This is a genomic window from Burkholderia sp. HI4860, assembly GCF_002223045.2.
Lineage (GTDB): Bacteria > Pseudomonadota > Gammaproteobacteria > Burkholderiales > Burkholderiaceae > Burkholderia.
The window spans coordinates 2,127,064-2,147,037 of record NZ_NKFO02000003.1; the positions used below are offsets into that span (position 1 = coordinate 2,127,064).

Annotated in this window: 21 protein-coding genes; 7 read left to right on the forward strand and 14 right to left on the reverse strand. The window is 68.6% G+C overall.

Annotated elements, in window-relative coordinates:
• Window positions 1–4: 4 nt before the first annotated feature.
• The 3 genes from ttcA to CFB34_RS25160 form a co-directional block, all read right to left on the reverse strand.
• Window positions 5–1,000 (reverse strand): tRNA 2-thiocytidine(32) synthetase TtcA, encoded by a 996-nt coding sequence (ttcA, locus tag CFB34_RS25150; protein ID WP_046544270.1) that lies wholly within the window; start codon window positions 998–1,000, stop codon window positions 5–7.
• On the reverse strand, window positions 997–1,401 hold the full coding sequence (locus CFB34_RS25155) for a dihydroneopterin aldolase (RefSeq protein WP_039355357.1): 405 nt from the start codon (window positions 1,399–1,401) through the stop codon (window positions 997–999). Before CFB34_RS25155 ends, ttcA begins: the two co-directional genes overlap by 4 nt.
• Before the next feature lie 79 nt (window positions 1,402–1,480).
• Window positions 1,481–2,224: an SDR family oxidoreductase gene (locus tag CFB34_RS25160; protein WP_089441182.1), complete on the reverse strand. Its 744-nt coding sequence runs from the start codon at window positions 2,222–2,224 to the stop codon at window positions 1,481–1,483.
• A 13-nt stretch (window positions 2,225–2,237) separates the two neighbouring features.
• Here CFB34_RS25160 and CFB34_RS25165 point away from each other — a divergent pair, with 13 nt between their 5' ends.
• Window positions 2,238–3,431, forward strand: a complete 1,194-nt coding sequence (locus tag CFB34_RS25165; RefSeq protein WP_089441339.1) for an SAM-dependent methyltransferase — start codon at window positions 2,238–2,240, stop codon at window positions 3,429–3,431.
• A gap of 11 nt (window positions 3,432–3,442) precedes the next feature.
• A complete protein-coding gene (locus tag CFB34_RS25170) occupies window positions 3,443–3,637 on the forward strand; it encodes a DUF2905 domain-containing protein (protein ID WP_039355363.1) in 195 nt (64 codons plus the stop codon).
• Between the two features lie 26 nt (window positions 3,638–3,663).
• Here the strand turns inward: CFB34_RS25170 and CFB34_RS25175 are convergent, their stop codons facing one another.
• The 6 genes from CFB34_RS25175 to CFB34_RS25200 all read right to left on the reverse strand — a co-directional run bounded on the left by CFB34_RS25175 (window position 3,664) and on the right by CFB34_RS25200 (window position 10,806).
• Window positions 3,664–3,885, reverse strand: coding sequence for a hypothetical protein (locus CFB34_RS25175; protein ID WP_069249042.1), 222 nt, complete (start codon window positions 3,883–3,885; stop codon window positions 3,664–3,666).
• A 100-nt stretch (window positions 3,886–3,985) separates the two neighbouring features.
• A complete protein-coding gene (locus CFB34_RS25180) occupies window positions 3,986–4,894 on the reverse strand; it encodes a carbohydrate kinase (RefSeq protein WP_089441181.1) in 909 nt (302 codons plus the stop codon).
• Window positions 4,891–6,171, reverse strand: coding sequence for an AGE family epimerase/isomerase (locus CFB34_RS25185; protein ID WP_089441180.1), 1,281 nt, complete (start codon window positions 6,169–6,171; stop codon window positions 4,891–4,893). Before CFB34_RS25185 ends, CFB34_RS25180 begins: the two co-directional genes overlap by 4 nt.
• On the reverse strand, window positions 6,168–7,190 hold the full coding sequence (locus CFB34_RS25190; protein ID WP_089441179.1) for a LacI family DNA-binding transcriptional regulator: 1,023 nt from the start codon (window positions 7,188–7,190) through the stop codon (window positions 6,168–6,170). The genes CFB34_RS25185 and CFB34_RS25190 overlap by 4 nt, the downstream gene beginning before the upstream one ends.
• Before the next feature lie 374 nt (window positions 7,191–7,564).
• Complete coding sequence (locus CFB34_RS25195) at window positions 7,565–9,403, reverse strand: phosphodiesterase (RefSeq protein WP_089441338.1); 1,839 nt, start codon at window positions 9,401–9,403, stop codon at window positions 7,565–7,567.
• A gap of 371 nt (window positions 9,404–9,774) precedes the next feature.
• Entirely contained in the window at window positions 9,775–10,806 is a 1,032-nt protein-coding gene (locus CFB34_RS25200; protein ID WP_089441178.1) for a bile acid:sodium symporter family protein, read from the reverse strand.
• Between the two features lie 346 nt (window positions 10,807–11,152).
• On the opposite strand from CFB34_RS25200, the gene CFB34_RS25205 reads away from it, so the two are divergent.
• From CFB34_RS25205 to CFB34_RS25215, 3 genes are all read left to right on the forward strand, one after another.
• Window positions 11,153–11,638 (forward strand): peptide-binding protein, encoded by a 486-nt coding sequence (locus CFB34_RS25205; RefSeq protein WP_089441177.1) that lies wholly within the window; start codon window positions 11,153–11,155, stop codon window positions 11,636–11,638.
• 345 nt (window positions 11,639–11,983) lie between these two features.
• Window positions 11,984–13,060, forward strand: coding sequence for a porin (locus CFB34_RS25210; RefSeq protein WP_089441176.1), 1,077 nt, complete (start codon window positions 11,984–11,986; stop codon window positions 13,058–13,060).
• Window positions 13,061–13,240: 180 nt separating this feature from the next.
• Window positions 13,241–14,203, forward strand: a complete 963-nt coding sequence (locus tag CFB34_RS25215; RefSeq protein WP_039346485.1) for a LysR family transcriptional regulator — start codon at window positions 13,241–13,243, stop codon at window positions 14,201–14,203.
• 119 nt (window positions 14,204–14,322) lie between these two features.
• Here the strand turns inward: CFB34_RS25215 and CFB34_RS25220 are convergent, their stop codons facing one another.
• Window positions 14,323–15,282 carry a nitronate monooxygenase family protein gene (locus CFB34_RS25220; protein WP_089441175.1) on the reverse strand — a complete coding sequence of 320 codons (960 nt, stop codon included), beginning with the start codon at window positions 15,280–15,282 and terminating at the stop codon, window positions 14,323–14,325.
• 266 nt (window positions 15,283–15,548) lie between these two features.
• On the opposite strand from CFB34_RS25220, the gene CFB34_RS25225 reads away from it, so the two are divergent.
• Complete coding sequence (locus CFB34_RS25225; RefSeq protein WP_089441174.1) at window positions 15,549–16,445, forward strand: alpha/beta hydrolase; 897 nt, start codon at window positions 15,549–15,551, stop codon at window positions 16,443–16,445.
• 55 nt (window positions 16,446–16,500) lie between these two features.
• On the opposite strand, the gene CFB34_RS25230 is transcribed toward CFB34_RS25225, so the two are convergent.
• Entirely contained in the window at window positions 16,501–16,992 is a 492-nt protein-coding gene (locus tag CFB34_RS25230) for an Lrp/AsnC family transcriptional regulator (protein ID WP_011353413.1), read from the reverse strand.
• 112 nt (window positions 16,993–17,104) lie between these two features.
• Here CFB34_RS25230 and CFB34_RS25235 point away from each other — a divergent pair, with 112 nt between their 5' ends.
• Window positions 17,105–18,007 carry a DMT family transporter gene (locus CFB34_RS25235; protein ID WP_089441173.1) on the forward strand — a complete coding sequence of 301 codons (903 nt, stop codon included), beginning with the start codon at window positions 17,105–17,107 and terminating at the stop codon, window positions 18,005–18,007.
• 266 nt (window positions 18,008–18,273) lie between these two features.
• On the opposite strand, the gene CFB34_RS25240 is transcribed toward CFB34_RS25235, so the two are convergent.
• From CFB34_RS25240 to CFB34_RS25250, 3 genes are read right to left on the reverse strand one after another with little or no spacing between them, the layout of a single operon-like run.
• The gene (locus tag CFB34_RS25240) at window positions 18,274–18,486 is read right to left on the reverse strand and encodes a DUF1289 domain-containing protein (RefSeq protein ID WP_089441172.1); all 213 of its coding nucleotides are present in this window, start codon (window positions 18,484–18,486) and stop codon (window positions 18,274–18,276) included.
• Window positions 18,483–18,989 carry a YbaK/EbsC family protein gene (locus CFB34_RS25245; protein ID WP_089441171.1) on the reverse strand — a complete coding sequence of 169 codons (507 nt, stop codon included), beginning with the start codon at window positions 18,987–18,989 and terminating at the stop codon, window positions 18,483–18,485. Before CFB34_RS25245 ends, CFB34_RS25240 begins: the two co-directional genes overlap by 4 nt.
• A 26-nt stretch (window positions 18,990–19,015) precedes the next feature.
• Window positions 19,016–19,948, reverse strand: a complete 933-nt coding sequence (locus CFB34_RS25250) for a hydroxymethylglutaryl-CoA lyase (RefSeq protein WP_089426474.1) — start codon at window positions 19,946–19,948, stop codon at window positions 19,016–19,018.
• Window positions 19,949–19,974: the final 26 nt, after the last annotated feature.

Consider the following 19,974-nt stretch of genomic DNA (forward strand, 5'->3'; position numbering starts at 1 on the left):
CTGTTTACAGGTCGTCGAACTGGACGATCGAGATCGGTTGGGCGCCGCCCGGCGCCGCGCTGTCGTCGCCCGATGCGCACGGTTCCTCGTCGAACGCGATGTCGCCCTGCGGATCGGCCTCGCCCGTCGCGCGCAGCGACTGGAACGGGTACAGCGTCGTGTCCATCAGGTGCGACGGCACGACCTTCGCGAGCGCGTTGAACATGTTCTCGACGCGGCCCGGGAAGCGCTTGTCCCATTCGCGGATCAGCGCCTTCATTTCCGCGCGCTTCAGGTTCGGCTGGCTGCCGCACAGGTTGCACGGGATGATCGGGAATTCGCGCAGTTCCGCATATTTCTCCAGATCGGTTTCCTTCACGTACGCGAGCGGGCGGATCACGATGTTCTTGCCGTCGTCCGACTGAAGCTTCGGCGGCATCCCCTTCAGCTTGCCGCCGTAGAACATGTTGAGCAGCAGCGTCTGCACGATGTCGTCGCGGTGGTGGCCGAGCGCGATCTTGGTCGCGCCGAGCTCGCCGGCCACGCGGTACAGGATCCCGCGGCGCAGCCGCGAGCACAGCGAGCAGGTCGTCTTGCCTTCGGGTACGAGGCGCTTGACGATGCTGTAGGTGTCCTGGTTCTCGATGTGGAACGGCACGCCGACCTGCTTCAGGTATTCCGGCAGCACGTGCTCCGGGAAGCCCGGCTGCTTCTGGTCGAGGTTCACCGCGACGATGTCGAAATCGATCGGCGCGCGCTCGCGCAGGCGCAGCAGCACGTCGAGCATCGCATAGCTGTCCTTGCCGCCCGACAGGCACACCATCACCTTGTCGCCTTGCTCGATCATGTTGAAGTCGCCGATCGCCTGGCCGACCTGGCGCACGATCCGCTTGAACAACTTGTTGTTCTCGTACGCGTCCTTCTGTTCGCGGCGCGTCAGCGCCGGGCGGCCGGCCGGGGCGGCGGGCGTGTCGAGGGTGGCGGCATCGGCCGCCGTGTCATTCATGTGGGGGGCGTTCATGTGCGCTCCTCGTCCTTGATGCGAAAGACTTCGACGCCGACGGCGTCGCAGTCCGGATAAGCGTCCGGTTTCTCGGTACAGACGCGTACCGCGCGCACGGCATCGTGCGCCAGCAGGCGCGCGGCGATCGCGTCGCACAGCGTTTCCTGCAGGTGGATGTGGCCGCGCGCCAGGCATTGCGTGACGCTCTGCTTCATCAGATCGTAGTCGACGATTTCATGCAGCCGGTCGTCGACGGGGGTGGACAGCGCGAGCGGCACGAACAGGTCGATATTGATGACGACGCGCTGCTCGCCGCGCTTCTCGTGTTCGAAGGCACCGATGTTGATGTGCACTTCGTAGTCGCGCAGGTAGAGCCTGCGGCAGTCCGCGAGGCGGGGGTGCAGGAGAGCGGAAAACATGGTCGTCCCAGTCAAATTGGCGTGCGCACACGCAAAGCGGCGCGGGCGGCGGCGCTCAGGCCGCGCGTTTCCGCGCCGTTCATTCATTCGGGCCGGCGGCGGGCGGCACGAGGTGCTCGCCGCCGTCGACGGTCAGCGTCGCGCCGGTGACGCCCGGCGCGCTCGCGAGATAGCAGGCGGCCGCCGCGATGTCGTCCGCGTGCGGCGCGTGGCCGCGCACGAGCGCCGCGACCCGCACCTTCGGCGCGAGCGCCAGTGCGAGCGCCGACGTCGCGCGGTTCAGCGCGGCCTGCATCAGCGCGTGCGACATCTGCGCCGGTGCCGGGTGAAACAGGGCCTGATCCAGCACGTGGATCGCGCAGGCGCGCAGCGCCTCGTGCTCGCGTGCGGCGTCGGGCGTCGCATCGGCGAGCGCGCGGGCCAGTGCGAGCGGCGCCGTCACGTTGCGCGCGAGGGCGCCGGCGAGCGACGCGCCGTCCACCGTGTGCGCGTCGTCGGCGCCGGCGCTGGCACTCACGAACACCGCGCACGCGGGCCGGCCGAGCGCCGCGCCGCACGCGGCGACGAGTCCGGCGGCGTCGGCTTCCAGGGCCAGATCGGCGTCGAGCACGACCGCGCGGCGGCCGAGCGCCGCGACTTCGGCGACGAGTGCGTCGGCTGCCGCATGCGGCGCGCCGTGGCTGCGCTGCAGCGCGACGTCCCAGCCGCGCCGGGCGAATCCGGTCGCGAGCGCACGACCGATCGACGCGGCGTCGGCTGCGCTGCCCAGGGCACCCGTGATGAGCGCCACGCGCTGGGTCGACGTATCGGCTGAAACGGTCATTTACAATGCCGGGATGAACCCGAAAGCTCACGAACCCGCTAGTTTACCTGCTCCCGGCCCTGACGCGCTCGCGCAGTCCGAAACCCTCGCCGCGCAACTGCGCGACGAGATCGCGGCGGCCGGCGGCTGGCTGCCGTTCGACCGCTTCATGGAGCGTGCGCTGTATGCGCCCGGCCTCGGTTATTACAGCGGCGGCGCGCGCAAGTTCGGGCGCCGCGCCGACGACGGCAGCGACTTCGTCACCGCGCCCGAGCTGTCGCCGCTGTTCGCGCAGACGCTCGCGCAGCCGGTCGCGGAAGCGCTCGCGGCGAGCGGCACGCGCAGCGTGATGGAATTCGGCGCTGGCACGGGCAAGCTCGCGGCCGGGCTGCTCGCGGCGCTCGACGCGCTGGGCGTCGAACTCGACGCCTACCTGATCGTCGATCTCTCGGGCGAGCTGCGCGAGCGGCAGCGCGACACGATCACGGCCGCCGCCCCGGCGCTCGCCGCCAAGGTGCGCTGGCTCGACGCGCTGCCTGAGCGGTTCGACGGCGTCGTGGTCGGCAACGAGGTGCTCGATGCGATGCCGGTGCGCCTGTTCGCGAAGGCGGGCGGCGCATGGCACGAGCGCGGCGTTGCGCTCGACGCGCGGCAGGCGTTCGTGTTCGAGGACCGTCCGGCCGCACCGGCCGGCCTGCCGCCGGTGCTCGCGGGCCTGGACGATGCGGCGGACGGTTACGTGACCGAGACGCACGAGGCCGCGCTGGCGTTCACGCGCACCGTCTGCACGATGCTCGGGCGCGGCGCGGTGCTGCTGGTCGACTACGGCTTTCCCGCGCATGAGTACTACCACCCGCAGCGCGACCGCGGCACGCTGATGTGCCACTACCGTCACCATGCGCACGACGATCCGTTCCTGTACCCGGGGCTGCAGGACATCACCGCGCACGTCGAATTCACCGGCATCTACGACGCGGCCGTCGCGACCGGCGCCGATTTGCTCGGCTACACGTCGCAGGCGCGCTTCCTGCTGAACGCGGGCATCACCGACGCGTTGTCCGCGATCGATCCGTCTGACATCCACGCGTTCCTGCCGGCCGCGAACGCGGTGCAGAAGCTGATTTCCGAAGCCGAGATGGGCGAGCTGTTCAAGGTCATCGCGTTCTCGCGCGGCATCGACGGCACGCTCGACGCGTTCGCGCGCGGCGACCGCTCGCACGCACTCTGACCGGAGCCGACATGCTGCGCTGGCTGATGACGTCGTTCGTCGCGGTGATGATCCTGACGCGCTGCTGGCCGTGGCTCGGCAAGCTCGGTATCGGACGGATGCCGGGCGACGTCACGTTGACGCTCGGCGGGCGGCGCTACCCGTTCCCGTTCATGTCGACGCTGGTGCTGACGATGCTGCTGTCGATGGTGGCGCGGCTGCTCTGAGCCGCGCCGAAAAGAGCGGCGGCGCGCTACAACTCGATTTCGCCGAGGATCCGGTGCGCGAGCGCCTTTGCCTCTTCGAAGGCTTCCTCCTCGCTGGGGCTCGTCGAGTGGACGTCGTAGCGCGTGTTCTCGGTGTCGTCCCCGTCGTCCCGCGCGAGGATCACGTAACCCTGGAACTGCCCGTTGCCCGCATGCTGGGTATGCGCCTTGGCCGTGTAGATGCCCTTCGTGAACGTGTTGGTGTCCATGGTGCTCTCCCGCAAAAGGACACTTCATCGTAGCACTGCGGCGCAGCATGTACAGCGCCGCTTATCGGTGACCGAACGGGATCCGGCCGCCATCCTCCCGTCATCGTTCGATCAGTGCGACGACCTCGTCGAGCGTCGGCGCGTGCGCGCCCGTATGCCGGCAGGCCGCGGCGCCCGCCGCCAGCGCGAACACGAGATGCTCGCGCCACGATCGCTGCGGCGCGGCCATTAGACTGAACAGCATGCCGCCGATCGACGCGTCGCCCGCGCCGACGGTGTCGGCCACCTCGACGCGCGGCGGGCTCGCTTCATGCACGTCGCCGTCCGCGTAGAGCGTCGCCGCCTGCGCGCCGCGCGTGACGAGCACGGCCGCGCGCGGGTTCAGTGCGCGCACCGCAGCGATCGCGTCGGGGCCGTCGCCGCCGAACAGGTGCCGCAGGTCCTCGTCGGACACCTTGATCAGGTCGGCGAGCGCGGCCATCTTCTCGAGCGTCGGCCGGAATGCGGCCGTCATCAGGTTGCGGACGTTCGGGTCGAAGCTGATCTTCACGCCGCGCGCATGCAGGTCGGCCGCGAGCGCGGCCAGCGTGCCGGCGAGCGGTTCGCGCACGAGGCTGATGCAGCCGAAGTGCGCCCATTTCACGTGATCGGTCCAGCCCGCCGGCAGCCGCGCCGGATCGAACGCGAGGTCGGCACTGGCTTCGCCGATGAAGAAGTACGCGGGCGGGCGCGTCTCGTGGACGATCGCGAGCAGCGGCGGCCGCGCGACGCGCTGCAGGAAGCGCAGGTCGAGCCCGGCCGCTTCGCTCGTGCGCCACAGCACGTCGGAGAAGCAGTCTTCGCCGATCGAGCCCGCGAGCGCGCTCGGCACGCCGAGCCGCGCAACCGCGCGCGCGACGTTCCAGCCGGCGCCGCCCGGCACCGAGGTCCATTGCGCGTCGCCCGCGCGCACCATGTCGGTCAGGATGTCGCCCGCCGACACGAAAGCCGGAAACGTGCCGCCGCTCATTGCGTCGGCTCGCTGCGTTGCGCGCGCGCGAGGGTCGTGAGCACGTCGTAGCACGCGCCCATCGTGTGATAGTCGGTCTTGCCGGCCGGGCTCTTCTCGTCGCTGTACTTGCGGTTGTCGCAGGTGAGGATGCGGTACCACGCGCCGTAGCGGTGATCGACGAAGTGCGCCCAGCTGTAGCGCCAGATCTCGTCGTACCAGTCCCAGAAGCGCTCGCTGCCGGTGCGCGCGCCGAGCATCGCGGCGGCGGCGAAGGTTTCCGCCTGCACCCAGAAATACTTGTTGTGGTCGCAGATCGTGAAGTCGGGGCCGAAGCCGTAGCACAGGCCGCCGTGATCGGCGTCCCACGCGTGCGTGAGCGCCGCGTCGAACAGCTCGGCCGCGCGCGGCACGAGCCAGTCGAGCGGGCGGTGCCGCTCGAGGATCAGCAGCAGCTTCGCCCATTCGGTCTGGTGCCCGGGCTGGAAGCCCCACGGGCGGAAGATGTTCGAGCTGTCTTCCTTGTTGTAATCCCAGTCGACCGACCAGTCCGCATGGTAGTGCTCCCACACGAGCCCGCCCGACAGCGCGGCCTGGCGCTGCGTGATGTGGGACGCGAGCTTTTCCGCGCGATCGAGGTACGTGAGGTGGCCGGTCGCCTCGTACGCCGCGAGCAGCGCCTCCGTCATGTGCATGTTCGCGTTCTGGCCGCGGTACGACGACACGATCCAGTTCGGCGTCGCGTCGTCCGCATAGAGGCCCGCGGCCGCATCCCAGAAACGGTGCTCGGCGAGCTCGAAGGTCGCCGCGATCAGCGGGCGGGCCTCGTCGAGGCCGGCCATCGTCGCGTGCGCGGCCGCGAGCAGCACGAACGCGAGCCCGTAGCAGTGGCGCGTGCCGTCGAGCGTCGCGCGCTTCGCGCCGTCGCGCCAGTCGAGTTCCCAGTCGTAGCCCTGCAGTGCGTCGTCCCAGTGCGCGTCGCGCAGGAAGCGCAGCCCGTGGCGCGCATATTCCAGGTGGCGCGGATCGCCGAAATGCCGGTACGCCATCGCGTAGTTGAAGACGAACCGGCAACTGCTGACGAGGTGGCGCGACGTGCGGTTGTAGATGCTGCCGTCGTCGCGGAAGTAGTGGTAGAAGCCGCCCGTCGGGTCGAACGCGTTCGTCGCGTAGAAGCGCAGCGTGTCCTCGACGTGCGACAGCAGGAACGACGGATCGCGGAAACTCGCGACGAACGGCGCGGCTTGCGTGTGGGCGGCCGGCGCGGCCGAGCAGGGTTGGACCGGGGGCATGTTCATGATGATTCGGTGGCCGTGGCGGTATCGAGTGCCGGGGAGCCGGCGGGCTGGCTGCTGGCCCGCACGATCAGCTCGACGGGCAGGGAAATCTCGGTGCGCTCGGGCGCTTCCGCGAGCAGCAGCTCGACGCCGCGGCGGCCGAGCGCCTCCTTGTCGACCGCGAGCGTCGTGAGCGGCGGGCTCGCGTGCGCGGCGGCCGGGATGTTGTCGAAGCCGACGATCGCGATGTCGTCGGGAATGCGCAGCCCGCGCGCGGTGCAGACGCGCTGCGCGGCGAGCGCGGCCGCGTCGTTGTACGCGAACACGGCTTCCGGGCGCGGGCCCGGCGCGTCGAGCAGCTGCTCCATCGCCCGCGCGGCGCCGGTGTCGGGATCGAGCCCCGCATCGATCGTCACTTCGTACGCGGGATCGAACAGCCGCCCGGCCTCGAAGAACGCACGCCGGTAGCCGATTGCGCGCTGCGCGATGCTGTAGTGCGCGGGCGAGCCGCCGATGAACGCGATCCGCGTGCGGCCGGTGGCGAGCAGGTGGCGCATCGCGAGCGCCGCGCCCGTCGCGTTGTCGATGTTCACCGAGCGCAGCCCGGGCGCCCACAGGTCGATCAGCACGAGCGGGCGGCCGGTCGCGGCGAGCGCCTCGATCGTCTCCGGCTCGATGAAGCCGGCCACCGCGATCGCGTCGGGCGCGTGCGGGCGCATCTGGCGCAGCACGTCGTCGTTCGGCCCGACCGTGAGCAGCGTCGGCACGATGCCGCGCTCGCGGCATGCGTCCTCGACGCCGTGCAGCACGTGCGAGAAGAACGGGCTGGCCGGAAAGCGGTTGTGCTGGCGATGCAGCAGGAAAGTGAGCCGGCGGATGCGCGGCCGCAGTTGCGCGGGATCGTAGCCGAGCCGCTGCGCGATCTCGACGATGCGCGCACGCGTCGCTTCGGACAGGCCGGGCTGGTTTTTCAGCGCGCGGGAGACGGTGCCGATCGAAACCTCTGCCGCCCGCGCCACATCGCGAATGGTCGTACCCATCGTTCGGGGTCCGGTTTGTTTAGGGTGGAAGCGATTGTATAGTAAAACGTATTGCGGAATTCGGGCCGGATAGCCGGGGAATACCCGCAAATTCCCGGCTTTTAAGCGCTAATCTGCGAAAACACCGTTACTAAAAATACTAAACAAAACGCGAAAAAGGCAAGGTAGAGATGCGGGCGCGTCGCGAGCGGGAAACGGGCGGCAAGCGGGCGGCAAGCGGGCTGGCTTCATCCGTTCACGGCAGCGGTGCCCGATCGCCGCCGCGGGCCACCGCGAAGTCAGTGTGCCACTCACGGTCTGGCTGCCTGGCGGATGAATGTCCGCCGTCGCCGCACCAGGCGCCGCCGTGTCTGCAAACGACGGTTGCCCGCCGTTCAGCGGATTGCCACGGCCGGCGGTTCGCCGCGATGGCGCAGCGCGGCGCGGCCCGCATCGAGGTCGACGACCGCCAGCCCATCCGGCTGCTGTTTCGCGCGCCGCTTCGCGAGCGCGGCGACCGACGCGATCTCGTCGCTGCCGTAGCGTTTCGCGCCGTGCGCGCCGGCCGCCACGCCGACCGCGCCGATCGCCATCGTCACGAAGCCGAAGAACGCCGGGTTGCCGTGGCGGTCCTCGCCGTGCAGCCCGCCCGCCTGCCGGTCGGCCTGCGTGTAGAAGAGCTGCGCGCCTTCGTTGAAGCGGGCGATCGCGTCGGCGGCGCGTTCGCGCCAGTCGTCGCGCTGGAACAGCACGAGGAAATCGTCGCCGCCGACGTGCCCGAGAAAGTCGCGCTGCGGGTCGCACACGCCGGCCAGCACCGTCGCCGCGAACTTCAGCACCTCGTCGCCCTGCCAGTAGCCGTACTGATCGTTGAACGGCTTGAACTGGTTCAGGTCGACGTAGCACGCATGAAAGCCGGCGTCGCGCTGCAGCAGGCGGTCGATGTGCGCGCTGATCGGGATGTTGCCGGGCAGGAACGTCAGCGGATTCGCGTAGCGCGCGGCCTCGATGCGCATCTCGGTCACCGCGCGCACCAGGCTCTCGCCGGTGCCGAGCCCGACGTAGCGGCCGTGTTCGGTGATCACGAAGCCGTCCGCGAGATAGCGCTGGTCGTGGCTCGCGAGCAGCATCGCGAGCTGCTCGAAGGTCGTCGCGTTGTCGATCATCAGCGGCGCGTCGTTCGCGAACTGCAGGCACGGCTTCTTCCCGAACACCTCGCGGTGGTACGGCAGCGCGAAGCGGTCGATGAAGCCGCGGCGATTCACGAGCGCGACGGGCCGCCCGCGTTCGACGAGCGCGACCGCATGCAGGTCGGGCATCCGGTTGAACAGGTCGAGCACGTCGTTGCTGGTCGCGTCGCGCGGCAGCGCCGGCGCGGGCACCAGCATCTTCCCGGCGATCGTGCCGGCCGGCCGCACCGAGCGCGTCGCGCCGGGAAATACCGCGATGTGCGGCGCGCGGATCGCATCGCGCGCGGCCGGCGCGACGACTCGCGACGGCTGCGCGTTCGGCCGGCCGAGCAGGAAGCCCTGTACGCAGCAGATGCCCATGTCGCGCACGACGATCAGGTCGCACTCGTTCTCGATGCCTTCCGCGATCAGTTTCGCGCCGCTCGCCTGCGCGAAGTGCTGCATTGCCTTCACGGCCTCGAACTTCAGCGGGTCGCGGGCGATGTCATGGATGAAGAAGCGGTCGATCTTCACGACGTCGGGATGCAGGCGCAGCCACAGGTTCATGCTCGCGTTCGCGGTGCCGTAGTCGTCCAGCGCGAACTGGATGCCGGCGTCGCGCAGCGACGCGACCGCCGGGCCGATCTGGGCGACATCGGGAATCGCATTCTGCTCGGTCAGCTCGATCACGATGCGCTCGGCGCCGATTCGCGCGCGCACGAGGAGCTGGCGTGCCCGCTCGCGTTCGCTGGCGAGCTTCAGGATCGTCCCGGCGCTGAAGTTGAGGAACAGCTTGCCGTCGCAGCCGAGTGCCGCGAATGCGTCGAGGCAGGTGCGCGCGGCGGCCTGTTCGAGCGCGATCGTTTCGCCTTCGCGCGCGGCCTGCGCGAACAGCGCGACGGGCGGTTCGAGGTCGGTGCCGCGCGGGCCGCGTATCAGGCCCTCGTAGCCGACGACCGTCCCCGACCCGAGATCGACGATCGGCTGGAAGACGGCGGCGAGCGCGCGATCCGCGATCAGGCGCGTGATGCTGACGGCAGCGGAGTCGGGGTGGGGCGCGGGCATGGGCGAGGGCAGCCGAATCGACAGGACGCCCGACTTAACGGCATCGCTCGCGGAGAATTGAATGAAGATTTCGTGACGCGATGGGCGCTGGTGGTGCATCGCGCCTGGGGTGCATCGGGAAGGGCGGTGCGGCGGTGCGGCGGAAAGGCGGAAAGGCGGAAAGGCGGAAAGGCGGAAAGGCGGAAAGGCGGAAAGGCGGAAAGGCGGAAAGGCGGAAAGGCGGAAAGGCGGAAAGGCGGAAAGGCGGAAAGGCGGAAAGGCGGAAAGGCGGAAAGGCGGAAAGGCGGAAAGGCGGAAAGGCGGAAAGCGGGAAGCGGGAAGCGGGAACGTCGGGACGGCACCACGCGATGGCCGTCCCGCCGCCCTGCCCGTCAGCGCTTGCCCGCGCTCAGCGCGCCGGACGCCGATGCCGCGTCGCCCTCGTCGTGCTCGCCGCTCATGTCGCGCGCCCCCCAGCGCTGCGCGAGCGCCGCGCACGCCATCAGCTGGATCTGGTGGAACAGCATCAACGGCAGCACGATCGCGCCGACCGCGTTCGCCGAGAAGATCACCTTCGCCATCGGTACGCCGGCCGCGAGGCTCTTCTTCGACCCGCAGAAGATGATCGTGATCTGGTCGGCGCGGTTGAAGCCGAGCCGCTTGCTGACGAACGCGGTCAGCAGCAGCGCGATCGCGAGCAGCACGAGGTTGACGACGAGCAGGCCGCCGAGCGCGCGCGGCGGGATCTGGTGCCACAGGCCTTCGTTGACGGCCTCGCTGAAGGCGACGTAGACGACCAGCAGGATCGAGCCCTGGTCGACGAAGCGCAACACGCCGCGGTTGCGGTCGATCCAGCCGCCGATCACGGGCCGCAGCAACTGGCCGGCGAGGAACGGCACGAGCAGCTGCATCACGATGCTGCCGACGGTGCTCCACGGCGACGCGGCGGCCGCCGACTGCGACGTGATCATCAGCCCGACGAGCGCCGGCGTGACGAAGATCCCGAGCAGGCTCGACGCGGATGCCGCGCACACGGCGGCCGGCACGTTGCCCTTCGCGATCGACGTGAACGCGATCGACGACTGGACCGTCGACGGCAACGTGCACAGGAACAGCACGCCCGCGTACAGCGTCGGCGTGACGAGCGGCTGCAGCACGGGCTTCAGCGCGAGGCCGAGCAGCGGGAACAGCGCGAACGTGCTGAGCAGCACGACCGCGTGCAGCCGCCAGTGAGTCGCACCCGCGACCACGGCTTCGCGCGACAGCTTCGCGCCGTGCAGGAAGAACAGCAGGCCGACGGCGATGTTGGTCGCCCAGTTGAACGCATGGGCGGCCGGGCCGCGGCACGGCAGGAAGCTCGCGAGCACGACGGTGCCGACGAGCGCGAGCGTGAAGTTGTCGGGAAGAAAACGGGGACGGGCCATCGGGAACTCGATTCGGAAACGACACAGGCGCGCGTCGCGCGCGCGGATGGCGCCATTGTCCCGGTCGGCGATTCACTACACAAATGCATTGTGTGAATCGATTGATGAGCCAATATCATGCAACAGCGCCCACGGCACCGGCCCGGCCGTGCGCAAAACGGCAGAAGAATGTTCTGTCGCGGTCGCGCCCGGAAGTGAAAAAACCTAGCAGTAACATGGTGTTACACCGATGCCGGCGACATAACACTTTTTGGCTCGACACGCTTTCGGCCCGCTCATAAATTACTGCTGAAAGCCTTGGGTCGGCCGAAAGGAGCCGGCGGCGGGCGTGGACAGGCACTGAACGATGACGGAACGGGTGAAACGGAAGATCGGACGATGGGTGGCAGGCGTGCTCGGCGCGCTGCTGTTGCCGCTCGCGCTCGCGCAACCGCCCCACGGCGGCGGTCATGCGTTCGGCGGCCACGGCTTCGGTGGCGGCGACATGCGCGCGTACGGTCAGCCGGCTGGTGGCGGCCCCGTCTGGCGCCGCGTGGCGCCCCTGGCCGGCGCACGCGCCGGCGGCGTGAACGGCTCCGGCTCCCGCTGGGGGCTGCGGCCGACGCCGTCGTATGGCCACTACGCCGCGCAAAGCCCGTATCGTCCGATCAGCGCCGACGTGCGCCAGGTGCCGCGCCCGCCGGGCGGCGGCAACGTGCCGCTGCGTGCCGGTTCGATCCGCGCCGACGTCGCGCGCTACAACGAGGAGCGCGGCGGACGTCCGATGCCGCCGCCCCGCTCGCAGGAAGAGCCTGCGCACTCGCCGTATTTTTCCCCGTTCTACCGAAACTGAGCGCCCCCGCGCGCGTCCCTCTGCCGGCTGATGCGAATTCGCCACAGTCGCGCACAGATTTCCGCTGATTTTCCCGTCGCATTGCGCTATCTTTCGCGCCCGGCTCGCGTGTGCCCCGCTGCCGTCCCGCCGCGCGACCGCGTTCGTGCGGGGCCGCCGGCAGGCGCCCGGCCATGTATCCATTCCGCGAAGTTAATGCTGGCGCTATACCAGCAATAAGTGTGCGCAATTTTGGCCGGACGAATGATCCGTAAAGATGGCTGCGCCCCATACGACGCAAGCACTCGGCTCCAAAAAACAACGCTCGCGCCACTTATCGACCATTCGACAAAATCTGGAGATCCAATGAAAGCATTTGCTCGCCGTGCGTCGCGCACGTCCGTCAAGCTGATCGCCGCGGCCGCCTGCGTGGCGGCTGCCGCTCCCGTCCATGCGCAGTCGAGCGTGTCGCTCTACGGTCAGGTCGACGAATGGGTCGGCGCAACCAAGTTCCCGGGCGGCAACCGTGCGTGGAACGTGAGCGGCGGCGGGATGTCGACGTCGTACTGGGGCCTGCACGGCGCCGAGGATCTCGGTAACGGCTACAAGGCAATCTTCACGCTGGAAAGCTTCTTCCGCGCACAGAACGGCCAGTTCGGCCGCTTCCAGGGCGACACGTTCTTCGCCCGCAACGCGTACGTCGGCATCGATTCGCCGTACGGCACGGTGACGGCCGGCCGCCTGACGACGCACCTGTTCCTGTCGACGATCCTGTTCAACCCGTTCTACGACTCGTACACCTTCTCGCCGATGGTGTACCACGTGTTCCTCGGCCTCGGCACGTTCCCGACCTACCCGAGCGACCAGGGGGCCGTCGGCGATTCGGGCTGGAACAACGCGCTGTCGTACACGTCGCCTTCGTTCGGTGGCCTGAATTTCGGCGCGATGTACGCACTCGGCAACCAGGCCGGCGACAACGGCTCGAAGAAGTGGAGCGCGCAGTTCAACTACGCGAACGGCCCGTTCGCGGCGACCGCGGTCTACCAGTACGTGAACTTCAACAACGGCCCGCGCGACCTGAGCGCGCTGGTGGCCGGCATGAAGAGCCAGGGCATCGCGCAAGTCGGCGCGACCTACGACCTGAAGTTCGTGAAGCTGTTCGGCCAGTACATGTACACGAAGAACGACCAGGTCGCGGGCAGCTGGCACGTGAACACCGCGCAGGGCGGCGTGTCGGTGCCGCTTGGCGTGGGCAACGCGATGGCGTCGTATGCGTACTCGCGCGATTCGGGCGGCCTCGACCAGACGCGCCAGACCTGGGCCGTCGGCTACGACTATCCGCTGTCCAAGCGCACGGACGTCTACGCCGCGTACATGAACGACCACATCAGCGGCCTGTCGACCGGCAACACGTTCGGCGCCGGCATCCGCGCGAAGTTCTGACGCGCACGCGCGACCGGTGCGCCGGACGCGCGCGAAAAGCGCGTCCGGACTGCATGTTTTCCCGCCAAAACGGCGCTGCGACCCCGCGGCGCCGTTTTGCCTTTCTTGACCTTTCTGTTTCTCCGCCTTTGTTACCCTATCTCGTAATTGGACCATTCCCCGTCATTACGAGCTAGTTCGATGGATACCCTCGTCAGCATGAATGTGTTTCGCTACGTCGTCGAAGTGGGCAGCTTCGTCGGCGCGGCCGAGCGCATGCAGATGTCGGCTGCGATGGCGAGCAAGCACGTGATGCATCTCGAGCAGCAGCTCGGCGCACGGCTGCTGCATCGCACGACACGACGCGTCGCCCCTACCGAGGCGGGACGCGAATACTATGAGCGCCTCGTGCAGGCGCTGTCCGAACTCGACGAAGCCGGACAGGCCGTCGGCGCCGCGAGCGTGGTGCCGCAAGGCCGGCTGCGCGTGACGTCGCTATCGGCGTTCGGGCTGCGGCACGTGATGCAGGCCGTCACCGATTACGCGGGCCGGTTCCCGGACGTGACCGTCGACATGACGCTGTCCGATCGCGTGGTCGACCTGATCGAGGAAGGCTACGACGTCGCGGTGCGCGCGGCGCCGAACGGATTGAAATCGTCGTCGCTGGTCGCGCGGCAGATCGCGACCGCGCACATCCTGCTGGTCGCGTCGCCCGAGTATCTCGAGAAGCACGGCACGCCCGCGACGATCGGCGATCTCGCGCACCACAACTACCTGCGGCGCGACTCGAATTCGACGATGCTCGACTCGCTGGTGATCGACGCGGCCGCCGCGTCGCGCGTGAACCTCAACGGCAACCTGATCGTGAACCATCTCGAAGGGCTGCGTGCGGCCGTGCTCGCGGGCGCGGGCATCGCGCTGCTCGGCACCGAGGTGGTCGGCGACGACATCGAGTCCGGCCGGCTCGTGCCGGTGCTGCTCGATGCGGTGCCGCCGCACGAGGCGCCGATCTACGCGGTCTATGCGAGCCGTCGTCACGTATCCGCGAAGGTGCGTTCGTTCGTCGACTTCCTGGCCGCGCGTTTCGAAGGGCAGTCGCTGTGCCCGTCGATCGAATCGCGCCTGCGCGTGCTGCCGATCACGCGGATGAAGCGCGCGGTCTGAACCGCCGTGTGTCCCGCTACAGCGGGGCGATGAAAAAAGCGCGAACCGCTGCGGTTCGCGCTTTTTGTTTTGTCCGACGGCATGCGCGCCGGTAGCGGCCGCGAGGGCCGCCGCATCCGTCAGCGCGGAATCCCGAGTCGCGCCTTCGCGTCGTCGTATTCGCGCTTCAGGCGCTCGACGAGCGCGCTTACGCTCGGCAGGTCGTCCATCAGGCCGACGCCCTGGCCGGCGCCCCAGATGTCCTTCCACGCCTTCGTCTTGTCGCTGCCGAAATTCATCTTGGTCTTGTCGGATTCCGGCAGCGCCTCCGGATCGAGGCCGGCCTTCTCGATGCTCTCGCGAATGTAGTTGCCGTGCACGCCCGTGAAGAGGTTCGTGTAGATGATGTCCGACGATTTCGCGTTCACGATCGCATGCTTGTAGTCGTCGATCGCGTGCGCTTCCTGCGTCGCAATGAAACGCGTGCCCATGTACGCGAAATCGGCGCCCATCGCCTGCGCCGCGAGGATCGAGCCGCCGTTCGCGATCGCGCCGGACAGCACGATCGGGCCGTCGAAGATCTTGCGGACTTCGCCGACGAGCGCGAACGGCGACGTCGTGCCCGCATGGCCGCCTGCGCCGGCCGCGACGAGGATCAGCCCGTCGACACCGGCTTCGAGCGCCTTCTGCGCGTGGCGCAGGTTGATCACGTCGTGCAGCACGATGCCGCCGTAGCTGTGCACCGCGTCGACGATCTCGCGCGCCGGGGCGCGCAGGCTCGTGATGAAGATCGGCACCTTGTGCTCCACGCACACGCGCACGTCGTGCTCGAGCCGCGCATTCGACTGATGGACGATCTGGTTGACCGCGATCGGGCCGATCACCGCGCCGGGATTTTTTGCCTGGTGGTCGGCGAGCTCGGACTGGATCTGCGTGAGCCATTCGTCGAGCAGTTCGGCCGGACGGGCGTTGAGCGCGGGGAATGAACCGACGATGCCCGCCTTGCATTGCGCGAGCACGAGTTCGGGGTAGCTGACGATGAACATCGGCGACGCGATGACGGGCAGCGTCAGGTTCTGCAGGACGGTGGGCAATGCCATGTGATGTCTCCAGTCTCCAGGGGCGCCCGCGCGGTTGCGTCGGCGCCATGCTTTGCGGTCGAACGGTGATTCGAGTGTAGCTGCGAAACGATGTCGTCCTTATTAATACGAACGATCGTGCGATTCTACGCGAGCTTAACAAAATGCGCGGTGTGCCGGCAATCGAGTGAGTGTTCTCTTTCTACGGATTCTGGCTGTTGCCCCGCTGTGCAGAGGCACAAGCGCTCATAAAATAGCCGCCATAACAAACCAACGAGAAATAAACCATGTCGTTTGAGGCGTTTGCACCGTTTCGCGTGACGGTGCAGGACACCGACATCTTCGGTGTCAAAGGCGGCGCGGGTCCGCCGCTCCTGTTGCTGCACGGACATCCGCAAACCCACATGATCTGGCATCGCGTGGCCGCGACGCTCGCGAATCATTTCACGGTGATCGCCACCGACCTGCGCGGCTACGGCGCGTCGGGCAAGCCGCCGAGCGACGCGCAGCACGTGCCGTATTCGAAACGGGCGATGGCGGCCGACCAGGTCGCCGTGATGCGGCATTTCGGCTTCGAGCACTTCCATGTGTGCGCGCACGATCGCGGCGCGCGGGTCGCGCACCGGCTCGCGCTCGATCATCCGGACGCCGTCGAACGGATGATGCTGCTCGACATCGCACCGACGCTCGCGATGTACGAGAAAACCGATCGCGCGTTCGCGACCGCGTATTTCCACTGGTTCTTCCTGATCCAGCCGGCGCCGCTGCCCGAGACGCTGGTCGGCGCGCATACCGATGCGTACATCGAGCGCGTGATGGGCAACCGGTCCGCCGGGCTCGCGCCGTTCGCGCCCGAGGCGCTCGCCGCGTACCGCGCCGCGCTCGCGCAGCCGGGCGCCGTGCATGCGATGTGCGAGGACTACCGCGCGTCCGCGACGATCGATCTCGAGCACGACCGTGCGGATCTCGAGCGGGGCAACAAGGTCGCGTGCCCGCTGCGCGTGCTGTGGGGCGAGAACGGGATCGTCGGCCGCTGCTTCGATCCGCTCGACGAATGGCGCCGTGTCGCGCGCGACGTCAGCGGCCGCGCGCTCGAGTGCGGGCACTACATTCCGGAAGAGGCGCCCGTCGCGCTGATCGACGAACTGCTGGCGTTCTTCGACGCGCGCGACGCGGCTGCATGACAGTACGCGTGGGCACGCGCGGGCACGTCGGCGGGGCGGCCGCGTACCGGCTCGTTCAGCGGTGCGCGCCGTCGTCCTCGACGAGCGGCGGCAGCCGGCGCGGCACCGGTGTCGACTTCACGATCGCGGTGCTCGTCTCGGCGCGCTCCGTCACTTTCGACAGGATGTCGTCGAGGTGCGCGATCGTGCGCAGGTAGAGCCGGCAGATGAAGCAGTCGTCGCCGGTCACCTTGTCGCACTCCACGAATTCGGGAATCCGCCGCAGCATCTCTTCGACGAGATGCAGCTGGCCGGGCAGCGGTTTCACGCGGACGATCGCCTGCAGCGTGTAGCCGAGCGCGCGCGGATCGAGCTCGACGGTGAACGCGGCGATCACGCCTTGCGCCTCGAGCCGTCGCACGCGGTCGGCGGTCGCGGGTGCCGACAGCCCGATCTGCCGGGCGAGTTCGCTGGTGGCGATGCGCGCGTCGTCGGCCAGCGCCGCGAGGATCGCGCGGTCGGTCGCGTCGAGCGACGCGACGGCGGGCGGGGAAAGGCGTTTCGGCATGATCGCTTTGCTTTCGAAGGTGAATCGGTCGATTCACTTCAGTTTAGCCGTGGCTGCCGCGAAAGCAAGTTTCTAGAATCGAAGTCATCCACTCTTCTGAACGGAGTTCACGATGGCTTCGAATGAAATTCGCCGCGGCGCCGCCGAGATGGTCGTCGCGATGATGATGTCCGGCACGATCGGCTGGCTCGTGATGTCGTCGCAGCAGCCGCTGACGAACGTCGTGTTCTTCCGCTGCCTGTTCGGCGCCGCGACGCTCGCGATCGTCTGCGCGGCGTTCGGGTTCCTGCGCCGCGCGCTGTTCTCGCCGCGGATGCTCGCGCTGGCGATGCTCGGCAGCGTCGCGATCGTCGCGAACTGGCTGCTGCTGTTCGCCGCCTATTCGCGCGCGTCGATCTCGATGGCGACCGCCGTCTACAACACGCAGCCGTTCATGCTCGTCGCGCTCGGCGCGATCGTGTTCCGCGAGCGGATCACCGCGTCGACGCTCGCGTGGCTCGCGCTCGCCTTCGTCGGGCTCGTCGCCGTGGTGCGCGTCGAGCCGGCCGTGCTCGCGGTGCCGGGCGAATATCTGGAAGGTGTCGCGCTGTCGCTCGGCGCGGCGTTCCTGTATGCGATCTCGTCGATCGTCACGAAGCACCTGAAGGGCACGCCGCCGCACCTGCTCGCGTTGCTGCAGGCCGGCCTCGGCGTCCTGCTGCTCGCGCCGTTCGCGCACTTCGGCACGTTGCCGGCGACCGCCGGGCAGTGGCTCGACCTCGTCGTGCTCGGCGTCGTGAACACCGGCCTGATGTATGTGCTGCTGTACGGCGCGATCCAGAAGCTGCCGACCGCGATGACCGGCGCGCTGTCGTTCGTCTATCCGGTCGTCGCGATCGTCGTCGATCACGTCGCGTTCGGGCAGACGCTCGCGTGGACGCAGGTGGTCGGCGCGCTGCTGATCCTGCTCGCGGCGGCCGGCGTGAATCTCGGCTGGCGCATCGTGCCGGCCCGTCGTGCGGCCGTCGGTCACTGAAACGGTCGTGCGATTCGGTGAGCCGCCGTGGAGCAGCGCAGCAGCGCGTCGAATGCGTATTTCAGGGGCGCGTATTGCGTGGAGAGGGCGTGTGCGTGCCGAGCAAAAGCCGTGCGCGCGCACGGGTCCGGGACGCTGTAAGAAGTTGTAGGGAAACACCCGATGCGATGCGGCCGCGTCGCTCGTATGATGCGGGCTGTGACGTTGATCACGTTCACAGGATTCCGATCTCATGCCGTTCGCCTGTCAGGCTGAACGGCTTTTTTTTATGCGCCGCTTCTCGCCAGCAGACGCCGCCGCGCATCGAGCCGCGCGAGCAACGCGCGCCGCGCGTCGTCGTCCGACGCACGCCATCCCTTGATCTCGTCGCGCGTGCGCAGGCAGCCCGCGCACCAGTCGGTGCGCGGATCGATCCGGCATACGTCGGTGCACGGCGATGCGACCGTGGCGACCGGCACCGTCACCGGCACGTCGCTCATGCGGGCTCCCGCAACGCGACGTCCGCGACCGGCGCACCCGTCAGCGACACGAGTTCGTTCGGCGACAGGTTGAACACCGCGTGCGGATGGCCGGCGGCCGCCCACAGGCTGTCGAGCGCGAGCAGGTCGGCGTCGATCAGCGTGACGGGTTCGACGAGATGGCCGATCGGGCAGACGCCGCCGATCGCATAGCCGGTGTTGTCGCGCACGAACTTCGCGTCCGCGCGGCCGACCGCGCCGACTTGCGCGGCGACCTTCTTCTCGTCGACGCGATTCACGCCGCTCGCGACCACGAGCACCGGCGCGCCGTCCGACTGGCGGCGAAACAGGATCGACTTCGCGATCTGCGCGACCGAGCAGCCGAGCCCGGCCGCGGCTTCGGCCGAGGTCTTGCCGGTTTCGGCGAGCATCACGATGCCTTTCGCATGGCCGCGCTCGCGCAGCAGCAGCGCGACGCGTCGCGCGGAGTCGGGGAGGGAATCGAATGAAGCAGGTGTCGTCATGTTGAGGAATCCATCGAATACCGGGGTCATACGCAGTTCGCGGCGTCGGCCGCGCTCTGCGCCTTGGCGAGCAGGGCGCGACCGGCGCGCGACACGTTCGCGCGGCCGATCGCGTTCGAGATGAAGTCGCCGGCGGCAACGACCTGCGCGAGGTCGATGCCGGTGTCGATGCCGAGGCCCTGCATCAGGTACAGCACGTCCTCGGTCGCGACGTTGCCGGTCGCGCCCTTCGCGTACGGGCAGCCGCCGAGGCCCGCGACCGACGCATGGAAGATCTCGATCCCTTCGAACAGCGCCGCGTAGATGTTCGCGAGCGCCTGGCCGTAGGTGTCGTGGAAGTGGCCCGACAGGCGTTCGCGCGGGAACACGCGCGTGACGGCCGCGAGCACTTCGCGCGTGCGCTTCGGCGTGCCGACGCCGATCGTGTCGGCGATGTCGATCTCGTCGCAGCCGAGCGCCGCGAAGCGTTCGACGACGTCGACGACCGATGCGACCGGCACGTCGCCCTGGTACGGGCAGCCGAGCGTGCACGACACGCTGCCGCGCAGCCGCAGGCCCGCATCCTTCGCCGCCTTCGCGACGGGCTCGAAGCGCGCGATGCTCTCGGCGATGCTGCAGTTGATGTTCCGCTGCGAGAACGCCTCGCTCGCCGCGCCGAAGATCACGACTTCGTCCGCGCGTGCCGCGACCGCATTCTCGAAGCCCTTCAGGTTCGGCGTGAGCACCGAGTACACGGTGCCCGCGCGGCGCTCGATGCCGGCCATCACGTCGGCGCCGTCGGCCATCTGCGGCACCCATTTCGGTGACACGAACGACGCGGCCTCGACGTTGCGGAAGCCGGCGTGCGACAGGCGGTCGACGAGCGCGATCTTCACGTCGGTCGGCACGAAGGTCTTCTCGTTCTGCAGCCCGTCGCGCGGGCCGACTTCAACGATCTTGACGGCGGTGGGGAAGGTCATGGTTGTCTCCTGGTGTGCTTGTAGGT

Coding starts and splice junctions, on each gene's coding strand:
- CFB34_RS25190 (WP_089441179.1), bottom strand. CDS start 7,190: ATGGGTACGACCATTCGCGATGTGGCGCGGGCGGCAGAGGTTTCGATC.
- CFB34_RS25180 (WP_089441181.1), bottom strand. CDS start 4,894: ATGAGCGGCGGCACGTTTCCGGCTTTCGTGTCGGCGGGCGACATCCTG.
- CFB34_RS25195 (WP_089441338.1), bottom strand. CDS start 9,403: ATGCCCGCGCCCCACCCCGACTCCGCTGCCGTCAGCATCACGCGCCTG.
- CFB34_RS25215 (WP_039346485.1), top strand. CDS start 13,241: ATGGATACCCTCGTCAGCATGAATGTGTTTCGCTACGTCGTCGAAGTG.
- CFB34_RS25185 (WP_089441180.1), bottom strand. CDS start 6,171: ATGAACATGCCCCCGGTCCAACCCTGCTCGGCCGCGCCGGCCGCCCAC.
- CFB34_RS25220 (WP_089441175.1), bottom strand. CDS start 15,282: ATGGCATTGCCCACCGTCCTGCAGAACCTGACGCTGCCCGTCATCGCG.
- CFB34_RS25175 (WP_069249042.1), bottom strand. CDS start 3,885: ATGGACACCAACACGTTCACGAAGGGCATCTACACGGCCAAGGCGCAT.
- CFB34_RS25205 (WP_089441177.1), top strand. CDS start 11,153: ATGACGGAACGGGTGAAACGGAAGATCGGACGATGGGTGGCAGGCGTG.
- CFB34_RS25250 (WP_089426474.1), bottom strand. CDS start 19,948: ATGACCTTCCCCACCGCCGTCAAGATCGTTGAAGTCGGCCCGCGCGAC.
- CFB34_RS25155 (WP_039355357.1), bottom strand. CDS start 1,401: ATGTTTTCCGCTCTCCTGCACCCCCGCCTCGCGGACTGCCGCAGGCTC.
- CFB34_RS25235 (WP_089441173.1), top strand. CDS start 17,105: ATGGCTTCGAATGAAATTCGCCGCGGCGCCGCCGAGATGGTCGTCGCG.
- CFB34_RS25160 (WP_089441182.1), bottom strand. CDS start 2,224: ATGACCGTTTCAGCCGATACGTCGACCCAGCGCGTGGCGCTCATCACG.
- CFB34_RS25225 (WP_089441174.1), top strand. CDS start 15,549: ATGTCGTTTGAGGCGTTTGCACCGTTTCGCGTGACGGTGCAGGACACC.
- CFB34_RS25170 (WP_039355363.1), top strand. CDS start 3,443: ATGCTGCGCTGGCTGATGACGTCGTTCGTCGCGGTGATGATCCTGACG.
- CFB34_RS25245 (WP_089441171.1), bottom strand. CDS start 18,989: ATGACGACACCTGCTTCATTCGATTCCCTCCCCGACTCCGCGCGACGC.
- CFB34_RS25200 (WP_089441178.1), bottom strand. CDS start 10,806: ATGGCCCGTCCCCGTTTTCTTCCCGACAACTTCACGCTCGCGCTCGTC.
- CFB34_RS25165 (WP_089441339.1), top strand. CDS start 2,238: ATGAACCCGAAAGCTCACGAACCCGCTAGTTTACCTGCTCCCGGCCCT.
- CFB34_RS25210 (WP_089441176.1), top strand. CDS start 11,984: ATGAAAGCATTTGCTCGCCGTGCGTCGCGCACGTCCGTCAAGCTGATC.
- CFB34_RS25240 (WP_089441172.1), bottom strand. CDS start 18,486: ATGAGCGACGTGCCGGTGACGGTGCCGGTCGCCACGGTCGCATCGCCG.
- CFB34_RS25230 (WP_011353413.1), bottom strand. CDS start 16,992: ATGCCGAAACGCCTTTCCCCGCCCGCCGTCGCGTCGCTCGACGCGACC.
- ttcA (WP_046544270.1), bottom strand. CDS start 1,000: ATGAACGCCCCCCACATGAATGACACGGCGGCCGATGCCGCCACCCTC.